Annotated in this window: 16 protein-coding genes and 1 tRNA gene; 11 read left to right on the top strand and 6 right to left on the bottom strand. The window is 39.1% G+C overall.

The annotated features are described in order from the left end of the window. The first annotated feature begins 144 nt into the window (after positions 1–144). A tRNA-Ser gene (locus JC525_RS18765) sits at positions 145–232 on the top strand. Between the two features lie 100 nt (positions 233–332). Here the strand turns inward: JC525_RS18765 and JC525_RS18760 are convergent. Continuing rightward, positions 333–566 carry a hypothetical protein gene (locus JC525_RS18760; RefSeq protein WP_024017279.1) on the bottom strand — a complete coding sequence of 78 codons (234 nt, stop codon included), beginning with the start codon at positions 564–566 and terminating at the stop codon, positions 333–335. A 73-nt stretch (positions 567–639) separates the two neighbouring features. On the opposite strand from JC525_RS18760, the gene JC525_RS18755 reads away from it, so the two are divergent. The 10 genes from JC525_RS18755 to JC525_RS18710 all read left to right on the top strand — a co-directional run bounded on the left by JC525_RS18755 (position 640) and on the right by JC525_RS18710 (position 13,946). Next, a protein-coding gene (locus JC525_RS18755; protein WP_085929704.1) for an IS3 family transposase occupies positions 640–1,790 on the top strand; the annotation gives its coding sequence in 2 pieces (ribosomal slippage) (positions 640–916 and positions 916–1,790; 1,152 coding nt in all). Positions 1,791–2,188: 398 nt separating this feature from the next. Then, the gene (locus JC525_RS18750; protein ID WP_008305458.1) at positions 2,189–3,211 is read left to right on the top strand and encodes an AraC family transcriptional regulator; all 1,023 of its coding nucleotides are present in this window, start codon (positions 2,189–2,191) and stop codon (positions 3,209–3,211) included. Between the two features lie 261 nt (positions 3,212–3,472). Next, entirely contained in the window at positions 3,473–4,261 is a 789-nt protein-coding gene (locus JC525_RS18745) for an enoyl-CoA hydratase/isomerase family protein (RefSeq protein ID WP_008305457.1), read from the top strand. 40 nt (positions 4,262–4,301) lie between these two features. Further along, the gene (locus tag JC525_RS18740; RefSeq protein ID WP_008305456.1) at positions 4,302–5,540 is read left to right on the top strand and encodes a thiolase family protein; all 1,239 of its coding nucleotides are present in this window, start codon (positions 4,302–4,304) and stop codon (positions 5,538–5,540) included. Between the two features lie 57 nt (positions 5,541–5,597). After that, positions 5,598–6,743 carry an acyl-CoA dehydrogenase family protein gene (locus JC525_RS18735; protein ID WP_008305455.1) on the top strand — a complete coding sequence of 382 codons (1,146 nt, stop codon included), beginning with the start codon at positions 5,598–5,600 and terminating at the stop codon, positions 6,741–6,743. Between the two features lie 59 nt (positions 6,744–6,802). After that, positions 6,803–7,579, top strand: a complete 777-nt coding sequence (locus tag JC525_RS18730) for an SDR family NAD(P)-dependent oxidoreductase (RefSeq protein WP_008305454.1) — start codon at positions 6,803–6,805, stop codon at positions 7,577–7,579. Positions 7,580–7,903: 324 nt separating this feature from the next. Beyond that, positions 7,904–9,010 (top strand): CaiB/BaiF CoA transferase family protein, encoded by a 1,107-nt coding sequence (locus JC525_RS18725; RefSeq protein ID WP_008305453.1) that lies wholly within the window; start codon positions 7,904–7,906, stop codon positions 9,008–9,010. Between the two features lie 260 nt (positions 9,011–9,270). Next, the gene (locus JC525_RS18720) at positions 9,271–10,854 is read left to right on the top strand and encodes an AMP-binding protein (RefSeq protein WP_198817503.1); all 1,584 of its coding nucleotides are present in this window, start codon (positions 9,271–9,273) and stop codon (positions 10,852–10,854) included. Between the two features lie 19 nt (positions 10,855–10,873). Beyond that, positions 10,874–12,310 carry a coniferyl aldehyde dehydrogenase gene (locus JC525_RS18715; protein WP_008305450.1) on the top strand — a complete coding sequence of 479 codons (1,437 nt, stop codon included), beginning with the start codon at positions 10,874–10,876 and terminating at the stop codon, positions 12,308–12,310. A 31-nt stretch (positions 12,311–12,341) separates the two neighbouring features. Then, positions 12,342–13,946: a GMC family oxidoreductase gene (locus JC525_RS18710; protein WP_008305448.1), complete on the top strand. Its 1,605-nt coding sequence runs from the start codon at positions 12,342–12,344 to the stop codon at positions 13,944–13,946. A 106-nt stretch (positions 13,947–14,052) separates the two neighbouring features. On the opposite strand, the gene JC525_RS18705 is transcribed toward JC525_RS18710, so the two are convergent. From JC525_RS18705 to JC525_RS18685, 5 genes are read right to left on the bottom strand one after another with little or no spacing between them, the layout of a single operon-like run. Continuing rightward, on the bottom strand, positions 14,053–14,829 hold the full coding sequence (locus JC525_RS18705; RefSeq protein ID WP_008305447.1) for an alpha/beta fold hydrolase: 777 nt from the start codon (positions 14,827–14,829) through the stop codon (positions 14,053–14,055). 25 nt (positions 14,830–14,854) lie between these two features. Continuing rightward, positions 14,855–15,379: a hypothetical protein gene (locus tag JC525_RS18700; RefSeq protein ID WP_198817501.1), complete on the bottom strand. Its 525-nt coding sequence runs from the start codon at positions 15,377–15,379 to the stop codon at positions 14,855–14,857. Then, positions 15,348–16,295, bottom strand: coding sequence for an IS30 family transposase (locus JC525_RS18695; RefSeq protein WP_041155238.1), 948 nt, complete (start codon positions 16,293–16,295; stop codon positions 15,348–15,350). Before JC525_RS18695 ends, JC525_RS18700 begins: the two co-directional genes overlap by 32 nt. Beyond that, positions 16,219–17,238, bottom strand: a complete 1,020-nt coding sequence (locus tag JC525_RS18690; RefSeq protein WP_198817499.1) for a BatD family protein — start codon at positions 17,236–17,238, stop codon at positions 16,219–16,221. The genes JC525_RS18695 and JC525_RS18690 overlap by 77 nt, the downstream gene beginning before the upstream one ends. After that, positions 17,231–18,610: a VWA domain-containing protein gene (locus JC525_RS18685; RefSeq protein ID WP_269822365.1), complete on the bottom strand. Its 1,380-nt coding sequence runs from the start codon at positions 18,608–18,610 to the stop codon at positions 17,231–17,233. Before JC525_RS18685 ends, JC525_RS18690 begins: the two co-directional genes overlap by 8 nt. Between the last annotated feature and the right edge of the window lie 184 nt (positions 18,611–18,794).

Here is an 18,794-nt window from a genome sequence, read left to right as displayed (position 1 = left end):
CACTAATAAATAAAATACTTAAAATCTAATTTATGGTGACGTGTCCGAGTGGCTGCCAAGTGGAAATACCACGCCTTGGCGTGGTCAGCCTGACACCGATAGTGAAAAAACACTAATAAATAAAATACTTAAAATCTAATTTATGGTGACGTGTCCGAGTGGCTGAAGGAGCACGCCTGGAAAGTGTGTAAAGGGCAACCTTTCGAGAGTTCGAATCTCTCCGTCACCGCCATCTATCTTCCTTTAATTAAAGGATCTTTTGACTATATTTAATTCGTTGGATCGCTATTGGATCTAAATTTAATTGATAGGTGTTTTCTGGTACTGCTTTCTTAAAGCTTTATTAGAATTGAGTTTAGCCATTTTTCATTCCTATCAGGTCTATTGTCTTCGGTAATCCAAAGTTTACTGATGGATATGTCGCTCAAGCTTGAGGTAAGTTGCTCAAGTCTCGTTTCATTTAAGTCTGTAAATGAGCGACCATCCTTTTCGCGTTGAGATTTGCCGTACTTAAATGACACGTACCAAATACCACCACTTTTTAGGGCTGTAGCTAATTTAAACATTGTATTTAGTGATCTGCTTTAATCAAACAGGACACTTTAATAATGGAATATAATCCAATTATTGAGGTGTTAAATGACAAAACGAACAAACAGAAGTTACACGGCTGAATTTAAACAAGAAGCTGTCAAATTGGTAACCGAGCAAGGCTACAGCGTACCAAAAGCAGCAGCGTCTTTAGGTATCACAGATAAGTTACTTTATCACTGGAAAGCTAAATTCGAGGCTGAGCAATCTGGAGCCAGTTTAAATGCGGATGAACGAGCAGAGCTGCTAAAACTACGTAAGGAAAATAAAGAGCTAAGGATGGAAAAAGAGATTTTAAAAAAGGCCAGCGCCCTCCTGCTAAAGGAAACCAAGTAACGTTTAAAACGATTAAGCAGTTATCTTCGGCATTTCCCGTAGTTAAGCTCTGTAAAGTGATGAAAGTAAGCCGTAGTGCTTATTACGCTTGGCTCAAACGGCCAGTCAAAATCATCACAGCAGAGCAACTGAACTTATATCGAATGGCAAAGCACTTCTTCGAGAAAAGCAGAAATAGCTTAGGTTATCGGGAGCTTAGAAAGAAGTTACGCAGAGAGGGCTTTAACGTCAGTGATTATGGCGTTCAGAAGTTAATGGCAACACTTGGCTTAGTTGTGACTCAACGAGTGGCATACAAGGTGACAACCAAACGCAAACACAGTGATGCTGTTGCTGATAACCTGTTGAACCAGAACTTTAACCCTGTTGCACCAAATCAGGTCTGGGCTGGTGATGTGACTTACTTAAGAACAGGTGAAGGCTGGATGTACTTAGCCATTGTTATGGACTTATATTCACGCCGCATCGTTGGTTGGCATATCGACAAACGAATGACGACTGACTTAGTAAGCAAAGCTATGATGAAGGCTTATAACTTGCGCCAACCGCCTAAAGGCTTAGTGTTTCACTCGGATAGAGGCTCACAATACACCAGTAAGCATTATCGTAAATTGCTAGCCAATTTCGGTATAAGAGCGAGCATGGGTGATGTTGGTGCTTGTTGGGATAATGCGGTAGTTGAAAGGTTCTTCGGCAGCTTAAAACATGATTGGCTATTGAAAATACCACAACCAACTCGTGAACATATGAGAAATGATGTAACTGCGTATATGCGCTATTACAACTTAGAGCGACTTCATACCGCTAATGGTGATCTGTCGCCAATAGAATATGAGCAAAGTTCCTTAAGAAAAGTGTCCTGATTTAGTTGCGCAGAACACGTTTGGTGCTACATTTAATGTGTACAATGACGGCTCATACCCAATGCTTAGTATTGGCTATAGATATTAGCTATTACATTAACCCAACCTTCTTTAAGCTAGAGCTCCTTTTCTTCACTTCTTCAACATAAAGCCAATTACATTTAGAAATTGGCTCAACCTATTGTTATTACAGCAGTTCTATTAAAATTGCGTGTTGGCCTATATAAATATCAAATTTAGTCACTATTTAGTTACTTGATAAATGTAATTTTTATTATACTTTTAAATTAGTTAAACGCATTTTGATGATAATTATTTAAAGGTTCTATCATTGTTTTATTCGTGTATCATTATGATAGAAAAATGATAATAATAAAATTAGTGAGTTAATACTTTCTATGACAACATCAACTAATAATGAACCTAAAACTATATTCAGTTGGGCGAGTGCCATTGCGTTAGCATTAGAGTCTGAAGGGATAGACAGCCAAGCTTTGTTTAAAAAAGCTGGCGTTGATTTAGTTACGTCATCAGAGCCAAGTTACCGTATTGAAACCGTTAAAATTACGGAAATTTTTAGGCTGGCAGTAGAAGCAACGGGCATAACAGGTTTTGGGTTGTTAGCTGGTAAAAACTTTCATCCTGGCAGCTTTCACGCGTTTGGTTATTCGTTATATGCGAGTAACAATTTAAATGACTTTTGCCAACGCATAGTACGCTATTTCCGCTTACTTAGTGATAACGGCATTCATACGTTAACTGAAACAAAAGATGATTATGTGTTGGATATTGAAATTATCAATACAGTAACTTGTGATGAAACTATTGAAGGCTGGTTAATGGCTATTGTTCAAATGTGTCGACATATTTTCCGCCCTAACTTTAACCCTTTAAAAGTTCAACTCGTAAGGGAAAAACCAGAAATTGGGGCAGAGTTATTTGAGCAGTCATTTAAATGCCCTGTTGAGTTTTCTTCCAAATTAAACGCGATACATTTTGCTAAAGAAGATATGTTTGTTCAACTGCCTGCAGCAAGTTCTGAATTGGCGCGAGTGAACGATGAAATTGTTATTCAGCATTTAGCACGTTTAGATCGCTCTGATATTGTACGCCAAGTTGAAACTAAAATTATTGAGCTATTGCCTACTGGGGAATGTAATAAAGAGCGTATTGCTTCATTATTAAATATGAGCCCGAGGAATATGCATGGCAAACTAGAACAACGCGATACTAGTTACCAAGAAATTTTAGACGACTTACGCTCACAATTAGCAATTCAATATATTGAGCAAGACTCAATGAGTATTAGTCAAATTACCTATCAACTAGGCTTTACTGATACTAGTAACTTTTCTCGTGCATTTCGTCGTTGGACGGGGCACTCACCAAGTGAATATCGAAAAGCTAAAGCTGAAAATTAAACAAATATAGTATGGGCTTTCGTTTGGAGCCCATACTTAAACTTCCAATTTTCTAAACTTGTTTATTTTAAAATCTCACTCTAATATATTGAATTTTAAACTGTTTATTGTTTTTCTAAATATACCTTCCTAACTATTCCCATACTTTTTTCCTAAACCCATACTTTTGGCTGGTTTTTTTTGCGTTTTTATTTTTTAGAGTAGAACCATCTCAAGACTTAGCGTGTTTATGGCTAACAAAATAAAAATTAGGAATTAGTGATGAGTGAAGCAAACTTACTTTTTGAAAACCGAGATGGTATTGCCTGGTTAACATTAAACCGCCCGAAAGGAATGAATGCAATCAATGGTGAAATCATTGAACTTTATGAAAAGTATATTCCTGAAATAGCTAATAATGATGAAATTAGAGCCGTTGTTATTACTGGCACTGGTGCTGCTTTTTGTGCAGGGGCAGACTTAAAAGAAGTATTGGCATCACAAAAGCTACCTCCTGGAGAGAAAGACTTTTTAGATCGATTATGTGAAAACGTATTTAATCCACTACGTGACTTTCCAAAGCCAGTAATTGCAGCGTTAAATGGTATTACTATGGCGGGCGGTCTAGAAACAGCTATGTGTGCAGATATAGTGGTGGCTGCTGAAAGTGCAGTCATTGGTGATGCTCACGCGAACTTTGGCGTATACCCTGGCGCTGGAGGGGCAGCCTTATTACCTCGAATTATCCCTCACAATGTAGCTAAGTATTTATTGTTTACTGGTGAAACTTTATCTGCACAAGAAATGAAAACATATGGCTTTGTTAACGTAGTTACAAATGATGATGAGCTACAAGATAAAACACAAAAACTTGCACTCAAAATTGCCTCAAAAAGCCCAATTGCACTTCGTCGTATGAAAGAAGTGGCTAATCAAGCTTTAGATAAATCGAGAGATGCAGCATTAGAGCATGAGCAAGTATTGTTAAGAAAGCATATGCGTTCATACGACTTTACCGAAGGCTTAACTGCGTTTTCTGAAAAACGTAAACCGCAATTTATCGGCAAATAGCAAGAGTTGCTTAATTAAGCTAATAATAGGAACCAAGAACATGAGTAATATTTATATCGCAGGTGTTGGCATGACTAAGTTTGGTCGACACATCGAACGTACATTAGAAAGTTTGACTGGCGAAGCAATTGAAAAAGCACTTGCTGATGCTGGTTGTGATAAAGACGAAATTGGAACGGCATTTTTCACTGGCTGTACTCAAGGCCATTTACATGGTCAGGGTATGGTACCCGGACAAGTTTACTTAAGTAAAAATGGTATTGAAGGTATCCCTATCTTTAATGTTGAGAATGCTTGTGCTTCAGGTAGTTCAGGTTTTTATCTAGCCAACCAAATGCTTAAATCAGGTGCATGTGATATTGCACTAGTTGTTGGCGCAGAGAAGATGAATGTAGCCGACAAAGCTAAGATGTTCTCTGTATTTGATGGTGCATGGGATGTGAGCAATCCAGAGCAAAACCTTAAAACTTTATTAAAGCCTGCTGAAGGTTTTGAAGTGCCACCAGGTACAACCTCAGAGCGCCCTTATAGTGTGTTTATGGATGTATATGCAGCTTTTTGTCGTAACCATATGAAAACATTTGGTACAACTCAAAGACAAATAGCGGCAGTGAGCGCTAAGAACCACCAGCACTCAGTTCATAATGAATTGTCGCAATTTAGAGACCCTTATACGATTGATGAAGTAATGGCAGCTCCACCAATTACTTACCCTTTAACTTTACCTATGTGTGCACCTATTTCAGACGGTGCGGCAGCGGTTGTGGTTTGTAATGAAGAAGGGCTGAAAAAATTAAATGCCGAAAAGCGCGCTGTTCGAGTACTTGCTGCTGTTATTCGCAGCGCTACTAGCCGACCAGCTGATCAGTGGGATCAGCACTGTGAGCATTTAGCGGCAAAAGAAGCCTATGAAATAGCGGGTGTTGGTCCACAAGATATGGACGTGGCTGAAGTTCATGATGCAACAGCAATGGGTGAAATTTTACATGCTGAAAACCTTGGTTTAGTTGGTTTTGGTGAAGCTGGACCAGCTGCAGAAAATGGTGACTTTACAATTGGAGGCCGCATTCCAATTAACCCATCAGGTGGCTTAGAGTCTAAAGGTCATCCGCTAGGTGCGACAGGGCTTGGTCAAATTCATGAGCTTGTTGTTCAACTTCGTGGTGAAGCCGGTGCTCGTCAGGTTGTTGGTGCTAAACATGCGGTACATGAAAACAGCGGTGGGTTAGTAGGTATTGAAGAAGGCGCTGTGTCAATTAACATTTTAGCAAAAGCTTAATTTTATTAAGTGGCTAGTATCGACCTTGTAAAAGATTAATGTAATGAGGAATAAATAATGAACTTCCAAATGACTGAAGAACAAGAAATGGCCGTTGAGTCGGTTCGTAAATTCGTACAAAACGAGATTGAACCAGAAATTAGAGCTCACGGTGAAAGCCACTTTAGCAAAGAACAATTGGTAAAGTGGAGCAGTAAATTATCTGAATTTGGCTATATCAGTGCTCCACACCCAGAAGAAAGTGGTGGCTATGGAATGGACTGGAAAACGCATCTTTTAATTTGGGAAGAAGTTGCGGTAGGTTCATTAGATCTCGCGCTTACTGGGTTAATTAACGTAGCAGGTATTGATTTGTTAATTAATAATGCTCCTCAACATATCATTGATGAGTATGTACCAGGTTTAATTTCGGGTGAGAAGTTTATTTCTATTGGTATTTCTGAACCAGATGTGGGTTCAGATGTAGCTGCTGTTAAAACTCGTGCGGTAAAAGATGGCGATGAGTGGGTTATTAATGGCGAAAAAACTTGGATTTCAAATGGCGAACATATGGATATATTCGTTTGTACCTGTAAAACAGGCGAAGGTGAATTAACGCATATTGCTATTCCTGCCGACACACCAGGTTTAGAAGTTAAGGGAATTGAAAAAATGGCGTTAAACAGCCAGTCAACTTCTCAAATTTTCCTTGCTGATGTTCGTGTGCCTGTAGCGAATACGGTTGGCAAAGAAGGTGATGGATTAAAAAATACATTGGTAACGTTTGAACGTGCTCGTTGTCATATGGCGGCTTGGGGTTATTCAATTGCTCGTCGTGCGCTGGAAGAATCTGTTAAATATAGTCAAGAGCGTACACAGCATGGCAAACAGATTGCGGGTCACCAGCTAATTGCACTTAAAATTGCTAAAATGGCAACTGAAATTGATGCGGCTCGACTATTAACTTTACGTGCTGCTGACATGATTGATAATGGTATTCGTTGTGACAAAGAGTGCTCAATGGCGAAATGGTACGGTACTGAAATAGCGGTTACTGCTTGTCGTGATGCTGTGCAAATACACGGTGGTAATGGTGTTACTAAAGAATTTATTGTTGAACGTTTAGCTCGTGAAGCGATTGTTGGACCAATTCCTGATGGGACTACAGAAATTCAGCAGTTGTTAATTGCTCGCTTGTTAACAGGTATTCAAGCATTTAAATAATTCTATCGTTGGTTACTGCAAGTTAACCAGCATGTGTATAAAAATTTGAGAGAAAGTTCATGAATTTGCAAGATAAAGTTGTTGTTATAACAGGTGGCGCTTCTGGCTTAGGTAAAGCGACAGCAGAATATTTAGTAGCAGAAAAGGGCGCTAAAGTTGCCTTGTTTGACCTAAATGAAGACGCAGGCAATGCGACCGTGGCTGAGCTTGGGGAAGATAAGGCTATCTTTTGCCAAACTGATGTAACAAGTGAAGAAAGTATAGATGCTGCGATTGCTGCTGTAATGGATAAGTTCGGTGCAATTCACGGTGACGTTAATGCGGCTGGTATTCCACTACCGTGTAAAATTTTAGATAAAGAAGGTATTGCTTCAAGCCTAAAAAAATACGCTACGGTAATTAACGTTAATTTATGTGGTGTATTTAATGTGATGGCTAAATGTGCTGAACAAATGGCAAAGAATGAGCCAGACGAAAAAGGTGAACGAGGAGTGATTATAAACATTTCATCGGGGGCAGCTTTTGAAGGGCAAATTGGTCAAAGTGCATATTCAGGTTCAAAAGCCGGAGTTAATGGTATGAATATTCCAGCTGCACGAGAATTAGCCCGTTACGGTATTCGTGTAAATTCAATTGCACCAGGTTTATTTGGTACGCCTATGGTTAAGTCGCTAGGTGAAAAAGTGGTTAATTCACTTGTAGAAATGTGTGAAGCGCCTAAACGTATGGGTGAAATGGAAGAGTTTGCACATACTTGTTCTTTCTTATTTGAAAATGGCTATATGAATGGTCGTATTGTCCGATTAGATGGCGCTACAGTGATGCAAGCTAAGTAAGTTCTTAATAAGTTATTAAAGCACCTTTAAGGTGCTTTTATACCAATTGCATTAAATATTTAGTCAGTTCAGAGCTGTGTCAGGGGAGTTAGAACAAAGCAAATTGATGCAGGTGTAGCATTCTCCACTAAAGCAATTTGTAAAGTTATTACTCTCCTGACAAGCTCCCGAAGGGCGAGTTTAAAAGGCTTATATGCTTGCGTTATTGATTTTGATAAGGGAATAACCATTACCTGCAACCAATGCCTTGCCTCTAAGCCTTTTAACTCTCGCTGAATGATCAAATATTTAATTTAATTGGTATTATAACGTGGAGAAAATGAAATGGGACCACTAAACGGTATAAAAGTTGTTGAGTTGGCTGGCTTAGGGCCATGTCCGGCAGCTGGTATGATACTAGCTGACTTTGGGGCTGAGGTTATTTTAATTGAACGTAAAACGGCTAACCCTAACGCTGGTATTGATTTAGATAGCAATAAAGATGCTTCATTTTTTAAGCGTGGTAAAAAGTCGATTGCACTAGACTTAAAAAATCCTGATGATGTTGAAACAGTATTGAAGCTTGTTGAGCAATCAGACGTGTTAATTGAAGGGTTTCGCCCAGGCATTACTGAAAAGTTGGGGCTTGGACCGGAGGTTTGTCATCAGCGCAACCCAAAACTCGTATATGGTCGTATGACTGGTTGGGGGCAAACAGGACCTTTAGCAAAAAATGCTGGCCATGACATCAACTATGTATCAATTACTGGAGCCTTGCATTATGGCGGTTTACCTGACGATGCACCATATCCAACACCAACCTTAGTGGGCGATATTGGTGGTGGCACCTTACCATTGGTCATTGGTATAACTTCAGCGCTTTTATATGCACAAAACACTGGCCAAGGGCAGGTGATTGATGCAGCTATTTGTGACGGCACCATTTATAGCATGGGGTTGTTAACCAGTATTAGGGCGCAGGGGTTGCTACGTGAAGAAAAAGGGCAAGACTTTTTCGGCGCAGGATCTCATTGGTGCAATACTTATCAATGTGCTGACGGGAAATATGTTTCAGTTCAAGCGTTAGAGCCTAATTTTTATAAAGAATTAGTTACATTGTGTGGCTTTGCTGATGATGATGACTTTGCTCAGCAGAACAATAAAAAGTTGTGGCCTCAAGCAAGAGCAAAAATGGCGGCATTTTTTGCAAGTAAAACTCAAGCACAATGCAACGATATTTTAGAAGGAACTGATGCTTGTTATGCACCTGTTTTATCTATTCCAGAAGCAGCTGAGCATGAGCATATTAAGGCGCGTGGCTGTTATACAGGTGAAGGTCAATATTTACAGCCAACACCTGCGCCTAAGTTTAGTGTTAGCCAGCCTTGTATTGGTGAAATTCCTAACGTTGGGCAACATACAGCAGAAATTTTAAATTCGCTGAACAAGTAAATACGAATACTTAACCTCGCACTGGTAAGTGCATTTCTCCTCTGTAGGCTAATTGACTTGGAATGTCCTCGCTTTTAGCCTCTTTTTATTCCTTTTAAAATTCTACATCTTCTTGTATTTGTTCTTTTGTATTAAAAGATGCCTACTTTAGAGTAAATACTTAACTGCATGTTTGCCAATTTTGACCTGATAATTGAGCTCAAAGACAGTTTACTTATAGTCATGAAATTAGAACATTATAATTATTAAGAGAGTTAGAGATGAAAGTTAATTTTAGCAGCCAATTCCAAAGTATTGTTGATAAATGGGGAGACTTGGAAGCAATAGTTAACGTAGAACGTGACCGCCGTTTTACTTATCGAGAATTTCATTTAGTAACTAATAAAATAGTGAACATGCTTTCGACGACGTTTGGCATGGAAAGAAATGATCGCTTTGTTAATATTTTAGATAACGACAACATGGCGTTATTTCATTTCCCTACTATTTTTAAATCACATTTTACTGGGGCTTTTACTAACTCACGCGATGCTATTGCTGAGCATGAATGGCAAATAGAATATTCTAAACCTAAAGTTGTATTTATAGAGAATATGCACTTAGCAACGCACTTAGAAATGCTAATTGGGCATGGCATTAAAGTGGTTTGTATGGATCCAATTCCTTCTGAGTTTGAAGGTAATGACAACCTGTTTTATTTATGGGATCTGTTAGCGCAGGTATCTGATGAAAATCCAAATATGGAGATTGATGATAGAGAGCATCAATCTATCATTCGTTTTACAGGTGGTACGACAGGTAAAGGTAAGCCAGCGGTGTATTGTGCTGATAATTGGCTAGGTTTACGCGATACTTTGTATGCGTTAGATGAAGCTTGCTTTGATACCAATACTAGAATGCAACATATTGCGCCAATTAGTCATGGTAGTGGTATGTTCTTAGTGCCTACATTCTTTAGTGGTGGTTGTAACATTACTTTAAATGAACCTGATTTGGTGAAATATTGTCAAACCATTGAGACAGAAAAATCAACTCACGCTTTTCTTGTACCAACTATACTTTATCGTATGCTTGTGATCCCAGAAGTGCAAGATGTTGACTTTTCAACCATGCAAAATATGTATTATGGCGCTGCGCCGATGAGCCCTGCAAAACTAAAACTGTTACAGAAAAAATTCGGTAATATTTTTATTCAGGCTTATGGCTCAACTGAGCATTTTGCTATCGCGCTTTCATTAAGTAAATCTGATCATTTATGTGAAAATGGTGACGATAAGCACTTGTCTTCAGCAGGTCGTGTAACTGCTGGTGTTGAAGTTGAAATTATGGACGATGATGGCGAGCCCGTAAAAAGAGGAGAAATAGGTGAGTTTTGGCTACGCTCTCGTGGTGTTTGTTTAGGCTACTTAGACAACCCTGAAAAAACAGCAGAAGAGTTTTATGACGGCTATTGGAAATCAGGTGATATGGGCTATAAAGATGAAAATGGCTATATTTACTTAGTAGATCGTAAAAAAGATATGATCATTTCTGGTGGCTTCAATATTTATGCCACTGAAGTTGAAGCGGCAATTAATGCTCATAACGCAATTTTTATGTCAGCAGTTGTTGGCATTCCTCATGAAGAATGGGGTGAGGCTGTTCATGCCGAGGTTATGCTAAGAGAAGGTGAACAGGTGTCAGAGCAAGAGCTAATTGCTTTTGTTAAAGAGTCATTAGGTAGTTATAAGTCACCAAAATCAATAGTAATTGTTGACCAATTACCACTTACTGTCGTTGGTAAGGTGTTAAGGAAAGATGTACGTAAAAAGTATTGGGAAAACTCAGACAGAGCCGTTGGCTAAGGTTTAGGGGAGAGATATTATGTCAGCCCAAGAGCAAGTGGTAGTTGAAGATCAAGCTTGTGAATTTGCATTGCAGCTGAAAAAACAGCAGCAAGCTTATTTAGCAAATCCTATGCCTTCAGCAGATGAGCGTATTGCACGATTAAAGCGTTTAAGGAAGTCTTTATTAGCCCACCAAGATGAGTTGATTGAGTCACTAAATAAAGACTTTGGTCGCCGAAGCCCTGAAGAAACTTTGTTGTTAGATGTTTTACCTAACATTAATAACATTGATTACTGCGTTAAGCGCCTTAAAAAGTGGATGAAAACTGAAACTCGCCATACGGACTTATTAGTGCGACCTGCAAAGGTTGAATTAATGTATCAACCAGTTGGTGTAGTTGGCATTATTGGTGCGTGGAATGGCCCTATAATTGTTACTTTTGGTCCCTTGGTTACCGCGCTTGCTGCCGGCAACTCTGCCATGATAAAAATGTCTGAGTTCAACCCTGAAACTAACAAAGTCGCTAAGAAAATTATTGCCGAAGCGTTTGATGATTCACTAGTGTCAATTTTTGATGGAGAAGCAGAGGCATCTGCTCGCTTTTCTGCATTACCGTTTAACCATTTAATGTTTACTGGCTCAACAGCAGTAGGTCGCCATGTTATGCGCGCAGCTTCTGCAAACTTAGTACCGGTAACTTTAGAGTTAGGTGGTAAGTGTCCAGTGATTGTTTGTCCAGATATGGACATTGACGATGCTGTAAGTCGATTTATCTATGGTAAATGTGCTAATTCAGGTCAAATTTGTTTATCACCAGATTATATATTATGTCCTGAAGGTAAAGAGCAAGCTGTAGTAGATGCATACTGTAAGCGTTTCAAAGAGATGTTTCCTGCGTTTAGCTCTACAACAGATCATTCAAGTGTTCACTCTGAACGTCATTTTCAACGTTTACAAGAAATACTATCTGATGCCAAAGCCAAAGGAGCAACAGTAATATCTGCTAACGGTCAGGAACCAGATCCAAAAACTCGTATGATGCCGACGCATTTAGTGTTGAATGCTACTGAAGATATGATTGTGATGCAGGAAGAAATTTTTGGTCCAATTTTACCAATTAAAGGCTATAAATCAGTAGAAGAAGCTGTTAGTTATATTAATCAAGGTGGTCGTCCGCTTGGTCTTTATATCATGAGCTTTGATAAAACTACACAAGACTACATTTTAAATCATACACATTCGGGTGGTGTGAGTATTAATGAAGTTGTCTCACATGCACTTTGTGACGATGTACCTTTTGGCGGTGTTGGTGATTCTGGTATTGGTCACTATCACGGTCATGAAGGTTTTAAAGCGATGAGCAAGGCGAAAACAGTGCTGAAACGTGGCAAATTTTATCCTGGAAAATTCACTGCGCCGCCGTACGATAAAGGCTTTTTGCGTCCTATTTTAAAATGGTTACTTCGTCAGTAAATCATCAACACTATTACAACAGGAATTAAAGATGTTTGATTATATTGTTATTGGTGGCGGTTCAGCTGGGGGCGTGTTAGCACATCGCTTATCAACCGATCCGAACAATAAAGTATGTTTGTTAGAAGCTGGTGGTGCTGGTAACAATAAGTTGGTTTCAACGCCAGGTGCTTTTGCTGCACTTATTCAAGACTTTAAAATAAATACCATCAACTGGCGTTATAATACATTGGCGGATAAGTCGATGAATAATCGCACACAATACCAACCACGCGGCAAAATGCTAGGTGGCTCTAGTGGTATTAACGGCATGGTGTACATTCGTGGTTGTAAGGAAGATTACGATCATTGGGAAAGCCTGGGCAACAAAGGCTGGGCTTATGATGATGTACTACCTTACTTTAAAAAAGCAGAAAACAATGAACGTGGTGAAAATAAGTACCACGGTGTTGGTGGTCCGCTAGAAGTTAGTAATGGTGATGAAAGTTTTGATGTTTATAATGGCTTTATAAAGTCAGGCCTTGAAAAAGGCTATAAAATGAATGAAGACTTTAATGGCGATTATCAAGAAGGTATTGGCTATTATCAATTTACGGTGAAAGATGGCAAACGCGCTGGCGTTAAAGCTTGTTATATAGATCCTGCAATGGAGCGCAGTAACTTAACCGTTGAAACAGGTGCTCAGGTTCAACGTATATTATTTGAAGGCAAACGAGCGGTCGGTGTTGAATATATGCAAGACGGTAAATTGGTTACCGTAAAAGCTGCAAAAGAAGTATTAGTTTGTGGCGGTACTTTTAATTCTCCGCAAATGTTGATGCTATCAGGCATAGGTCCTAAAGCAGAACTGGAAGAAAAAGGCATCGAAGTTATTCATGACTTACCAGGTGTTGGCAAAAATTTACATGATCATCCTGACGTTATTTTAGTGGTGAAAAGTAAGAAGAAGTCAGGTATAGCACTTAATCTCGTGGGAACAATTAAATCAACCATCGCTCTGTTTAAATATGCGTTAGCAGGTAAAGGGTGGTTAGCTAGTCCACCAACTGCGGCAGGTGGCTTTATTAAAACTTCACCAGAAAAAGAACGTCCAGATGCGCAATTACACGTTGTGCCGTTAGCTTACCGTGATCATTGTCGTGATTATAAAATCATGACCAAATGGGGGTATAGTGTAATTATTAATACATCAAATCCTAAAAGTCGTGGCGAGTTAACATTAAAAGACAGTAACCCGATGACTCCTCCTAACATTAAGTTAAATTTGTTATCACATCCTGATGATATGAAAGACTTAAGAGAAGGGGTGAAGCGTTTGCTTGATATACTTAATAGTGACGGCTTTAACGAGCATCGTGATTGTTTATTAAAGCCTGATGTACCGCTCAATACAGATCAAGAAATTGAAGAATACCTAAGAAGAGAAGCTTCTCACGCCTATCACCCTGTTGGCTCATGCAAAATGGGTAATGATGATATGGCTGTTGTTGATGAGCGATTACGTGTACACGGTTTAGAAGGTATTCGTGTTGTTGATGCGTCTGTTATGCCGACGGTAACCTCAGGTAATACCAACGCACCTACTATTATGATCGGTGAAAAAGCAGCAGATATGATTTTAGAAGATAACGCTTAAAACCGTGAGTTTGCTTGAACCAGCTGATTGAGAAAGCCCTATAGTTACTTTAATGAGCTATAGGGCTTTTATATTGAGTTCGTTTTAATGTCTTCGTCTTCTTGAGTTAAGAAAGATCATTAATAAAATCATCTATTGCTAATAGTACTTGTTTCGTGTGGGTCTTATGGGGCATATGACCACAGCTTTGAATAATATTCAGTTGAGCTTGACCTGTGGATTGTTCAACTATATAGCTTGGAAAAGCGACAGAGCCATATTCATCTTTTTCACCATGTAATGCTAGTACTGGACAAGTAATTTTGCTTGCTACTGTTAGTTGCCAAGTGCGAAACTCAGGGTTTAGCCAAACTTCTGTCCATGCATCTATTACCCATCGCGTTTTATCACCATGCCACTTAACTAGTTTCTCGAAATGCTGAGGTTGTTGAAAGACAGATTTTGCCTGCTCAATACCGCTAATTGTAAGATCTTCAACAAATGCTTGTGCGGCAATGGTTATAATTGATAAACATTCCTTATCTTGTGCGGCAATGTTAATAGCCATTGCACCACCAACACTATGACCAAGTACTAAATATTCTGTTAAACCTAATTTAGCCTTGATTTGAGGAAAGTAAACTAAGCCTTCTTCTTCTATAAAGTTAAGAGATGGTAATTGCTCTCTAGCGTCTGAACTCCCAAAACCAAGTCTGTCGTAGGCAATAACCTGTCTAGATAATTTAGTTGCTAGTTGAAGAGGGAAGTCTTTCCATTGATTTACTGAACCAAGTGAATCGTGTAATAGCACAATAGGCGCTTTATTTTCTATAGATTCTGGTGTCCATATTTTTACGAAAACTTTGCCGCTATTTAAATCGATGTATTGCGTTGTTATGTTCATGATCTTTATTACTTCAGTAGATAGATCAACCCTTAGGGTTAATGTTTGGTGTTTTAGGTTTTGTTATTACTTTACTATTTTTATTTAACGCCTTGAGATAGCTTTTTGAGAGCCGATCAGTTTGTTTATCTGAAGATACTGGCGAAAAAACGCTTTCAAATAATGAACTAGTTGCCGAATTTTCTTCTCTGCTGAGTTCCTTAGTTAATAGATTTATGTTGTTAGACTTAGTAACAGTGTCTAAGTAAATATAAGCCCATTTTATAAAGCTTTTGTGGTCATTGCTTTTTATCGCTTGTTTTAGCTGAGCTTTGATCTTTTTTGTTCGGTGTTTATCTTGATTTGAATTATTAGTTCTTTTTCTAATAAAAACTAAATAACCAATAAGTAAGCATAGAGCACATAATAGGTAAAAAAATATGGTTAGGTTTTTAGTTATATACAACTGAAACTGTTGCCCAACAGTAAGTGAGCCGATGGCTCCCGAATTCAACTGCGAAGTGCGACACTCGTCAATATCAAGCAGCCAATGCCATTTCTTTAAATACAATCGCTGGCTGCTTGAAGCCTAAACACTTTCTTGGTCGATAATTTATTCGCGATAGAGCGAATTCAATATCGCTATCCGTTACTGTTGTTAGATCGGTTCCTTTTTTCACATATTGCCTTAAAAGGCCGTTAGCATTCTCATTGGCTCCACGCTCCCAAGAGCTATAAGGGTGGGCAAAATACACATCAGCTTCCAACTCCTTTGCGATGGTTTCATGACCTGCAAACTCTCTCCCGTTATCTGCCGTGATGGTATGCACATGCTCCTTATAAGGCATGAGTAGCTCTATGGTTGCTTTGGTGACATCATCTGCTGACTTAGATGGCACTTTTTTTACCACGTAAAATCGTGTTTTACGCTCCAAAATAGTCACCATAGCCCCAGTGCCGTGTTTGCCTAAGACAGTGTCGATTTCCCAATCACCAAATCGCTCCTTACTGTCAACGATGCTTGGCCGAACATCGATAGAAACGGCATTCTTGATAGCGGGCGCTTTTTCTTTTTTACCGCGACGATACCGCTTGTGTCCTTGTCTCAAATGGCGATATAGCTTGCCACCCAAGCGTTTATCCTGTGCAACAAATCGGTAGATCCACTCATGGCTGACAGCGGCACCGACTTTCGTTAATACACTGGAAATTTGCTCTGGGCTCCAATCCGCTTCTAAAAGCAAGCGGATAAAATCAACACGCTCCTGTGGTATACGGTATTTACGCGCTGATGTGCGTTTTTTGATTGATAACATCTGGGCTTCGTTAGGACAATAATGTCTGCCCTTGCGGCCGCGTTTAAGCTCCCGGTATACCGTAGAGCGATGGCACTGAACAGTTTTAGCTATTTCAGAAACCGAAATTCCCCGTTCCAAAAGAGCCGAAATCTGATATCTTCTGCCCTCGGTCAACTGCTGATAATTCATGGTAGTACTGCTTGTTTCTTTGACGAGAAGAGCGTACCACTTTTAGCAGTTGGCCTCCTCTTCTACACCTTTCCATGAATGTCGCACTTATTATCTGAAATCGGGCTATTGGTTGTGAATCAAGTTGTGCATGTTTAAGGGTTTGAGCGTTATTGTCCCACCAAGCAAGTTTGATTTTTGGAATAACCACTTTTCCTTGCTGCTCAACGATATAAGTGAACTTTTGAATGCGCGTTGCAAGCTTGTTGCCTCGGTTGTTGTTGTCGATAAGCTCTGGTGTCGATAAGTAATGAGGTAAACCATGAATGGTATTGTGGTTTATTTCAGGTAGCATCATGGCAAGTAAGCCGTCTGCTTCAATGGTGATAGTGCGAGTGACAGCATCACCAGGCAATAACTGTGTTAAATCTTTATCCCAAGCTTGTTTAATAGCCAAGTGATTAGCTGCCCACCATTGGCTGTTTTCATCAAGACTATTTTGCAATTGCTTTGGTACTAAGGCGCTGAAGACTATAGGGTTAGTTAGTATGATTCCTTCAATATCACCTTGACCAATAACATGAATTTTCATGCTAACTTCAAATTCAGGAACCATATAGTTAGTTGCTTGTTGCGGAAATATCGAAAACTCTTTTTCATGCACCGTCCACCGTTTACCATTGAGGTGTTCGCTACTATTTAGGCCAAAATTACTGCGCTGGATAACAATGGCGTTATCAATTTCTGGCAAAGTGAATGTTACCGACCCTTTAAACCAAGTGGATGTTGCAATTCGCAGTTTTATCGTTACTTCTTGACCAACTATCACAGGTCTATCGTTTACAACTTCAATAGATACTTGTAGCTCATTTTGTCTGATTAAATCGTCAATAGTTGTTGCTGCATGTGCTAATGAATAAGGTAGCAGTAGCAAAAAAAGAGCAAGTAATTTAGCTTTACTCATTGCTACTCCCTAATAGTTTTTGCTTATTCACTTGTATTTGCAGTTTGTTTGCTAAAAATTTACTCGGATTTTTTTGTAGATTTTCCATCCACATTTTGGCAAGTTGCTCATTCTTTAGTATTTGTTCTGCACTGTATTGCTGAACTTCTTGCTTACGTTGATTCGTTTTTATTTGTTTACCTTTTGCCTGTTTAAATTGATCACTTGTTTCATCATCTGAACGTTCATTTTGCTCTTGTTTTTGATGTTCAGATAACGACTCTCGAGCTTTAATTATTTTTTGCACAGCCGCTAAGTTTTCAATGATTGCTTGGTTATTAGGGAAAACGGCAAGTAACGATTGATAAATAGACTCAGCAGCATAGTATTTTTCTGCATGAGCGTAGGCGTTTGCTAAACGTAATTTGGCATCATTGCTATCTATTCTTGAAAAGTATTCTATTGCGAGGTCAAAGTCTTCGTTTAGGTAATAAGAGGTGGCCTTCCACATCGTATTTTCGAATCGCTCAGCAGCGGTTTTATAATCTTTCAAATAAAAATATAGTTGTCCTTGTTGGTTAGGAGTTAACCAAAAATTAGCAAAGCTGTTTTCAGCAGCTTGGCCTTGAGTACTTGGTAGTGATAAGCAAAGTACAACAATAAAACTTGACCAGCGAATCGTCCAGCCTCGTCTAAACCACAGTAAATAAAGTAACATTGCGGGAAAAACAAGCCAATAACCGCTATCAACCCAAGGGATATGTTTGTCATTTATTGGGTTATAAAAGCTTTTGATTCTACTGACTAGTTGGTGAATGTCTTGTTTATTAATTGTTGCCGACAGATAAAAACCGTCTATTTCATCTGAAATGCGACTAAGCTTTTGATTGTTTAATGAAGGAAGCGTTAAACCTTTTGCGCTAAGCTCTTCATTCGTAGAGCCGATGCCGTAAATTAACATTTGATAGCGGTGTTGTTCAGAAAAGCGTGTTAATGCCTGTTGGCTTTGTTCGGTGATGTCATCGGTTATAAGTAAAACGGTAACGGGTGTATCGTCGCTGATGGTTGCTTGTTTTATTAAAGTTAACGCATTAGCTACAGACTTTCCTTGCTGAGGCATTATTTTGGTTGTAACAGCTGACAAGTAGTTTCTTAATATATTGTGATCGTTTGTTAACGGTAATATTGAGTGAGCACTGCCTGAATAGACAATTAAGCTGGTATAACCTTCAGGGCGTTCAGCGAGAAGATCTGATACTTTTTGTTTAGCTCGCTCAAGTCTAGAAGGCTGAATGTCAACACTATTCATGGAGTTACTGGTATCAAGCAATATGAATAGAGCAGAGCTGTCTTGTAGAAAAGGAGAAGGCTGGCGTTGCCAACTTGGGCCCATTAAAATCACGGTAATTAGCAGCATTACAACCCATGCAACAATTGAGGGAGATATTTTTCTGATACTTCCAGCTTCTGCTGTTAGTTCTTGATAAATGTGCTGAGCAAAAACCTTTTTAGCTTGCTGGTCTTCATTTTTCTTCGAGTTTTTGTTCGATAACAATAACCAGAGTATCGGGATCAAC

Origin of the sequence: Alteromonas sp. IB21 (genome assembly GCF_016405965.1) — a bacterium.
Lineage (GTDB): Bacteria > Pseudomonadota > Gammaproteobacteria > Enterobacterales > Alteromonadaceae > Alteromonas.
This window is presented reverse-complemented; position numbering and strand designations above follow the sequence as displayed.

Coding starts and splice junctions, on each gene's coding strand:
- JC525_RS18760 (WP_024017279.1), bottom strand. CDS start 566: ATGTTTAAATTAGCTACAGCCCTAAAAAGTGGTGGTATTTGGTACGTG.
- JC525_RS18735 (WP_008305455.1), top strand. CDS start 5,598: ATGAACTTCCAAATGACTGAAGAACAAGAAATGGCCGTTGAGTCGGTT.
- JC525_RS18720 (WP_198817503.1), top strand. CDS start 9,271: ATGAAAGTTAATTTTAGCAGCCAATTCCAAAGTATTGTTGATAAATGG.
- JC525_RS18745 (WP_008305457.1), top strand. CDS start 3,473: ATGAGTGAAGCAAACTTACTTTTTGAAAACCGAGATGGTATTGCCTGG.
- JC525_RS18715 (WP_008305450.1), top strand. CDS start 10,874: ATGTCAGCCCAAGAGCAAGTGGTAGTTGAAGATCAAGCTTGTGAATTT.
- JC525_RS18695 (WP_041155238.1), bottom strand. CDS start 16,295: ATGAATTATCAGCAGTTGACCGAGGGCAGAAGATATCAGATTTCGGCT.
- JC525_RS18705 (WP_008305447.1), bottom strand. CDS start 14,829: ATGAACATAACAACGCAATACATCGATTTAAATAGCGGCAAAGTTTTC.
- JC525_RS18740 (WP_008305456.1), top strand. CDS start 4,302: ATGAGTAATATTTATATCGCAGGTGTTGGCATGACTAAGTTTGGTCGA.
- JC525_RS18710 (WP_008305448.1), top strand. CDS start 12,342: ATGTTTGATTATATTGTTATTGGTGGCGGTTCAGCTGGGGGCGTGTTA.
- JC525_RS18730 (WP_008305454.1), top strand. CDS start 6,803: ATGAATTTGCAAGATAAAGTTGTTGTTATAACAGGTGGCGCTTCTGGC.
- JC525_RS18725 (WP_008305453.1), top strand. CDS start 7,904: ATGGGACCACTAAACGGTATAAAAGTTGTTGAGTTGGCTGGCTTAGGG.
- JC525_RS18750 (WP_008305458.1), top strand. CDS start 2,189: ATGACAACATCAACTAATAATGAACCTAAAACTATATTCAGTTGGGCG.
- JC525_RS18685 (WP_269822365.1), bottom strand. CDS start 18,610: ATGGGCCCAAGTTGGCAACGCCAGCCTTCTCCTTTTCTACAAGACAGC.
- JC525_RS18690 (WP_198817499.1), bottom strand. CDS start 17,238: ATGAGTAAAGCTAAATTACTTGCTCTTTTTTTGCTACTGCTACCTTAT.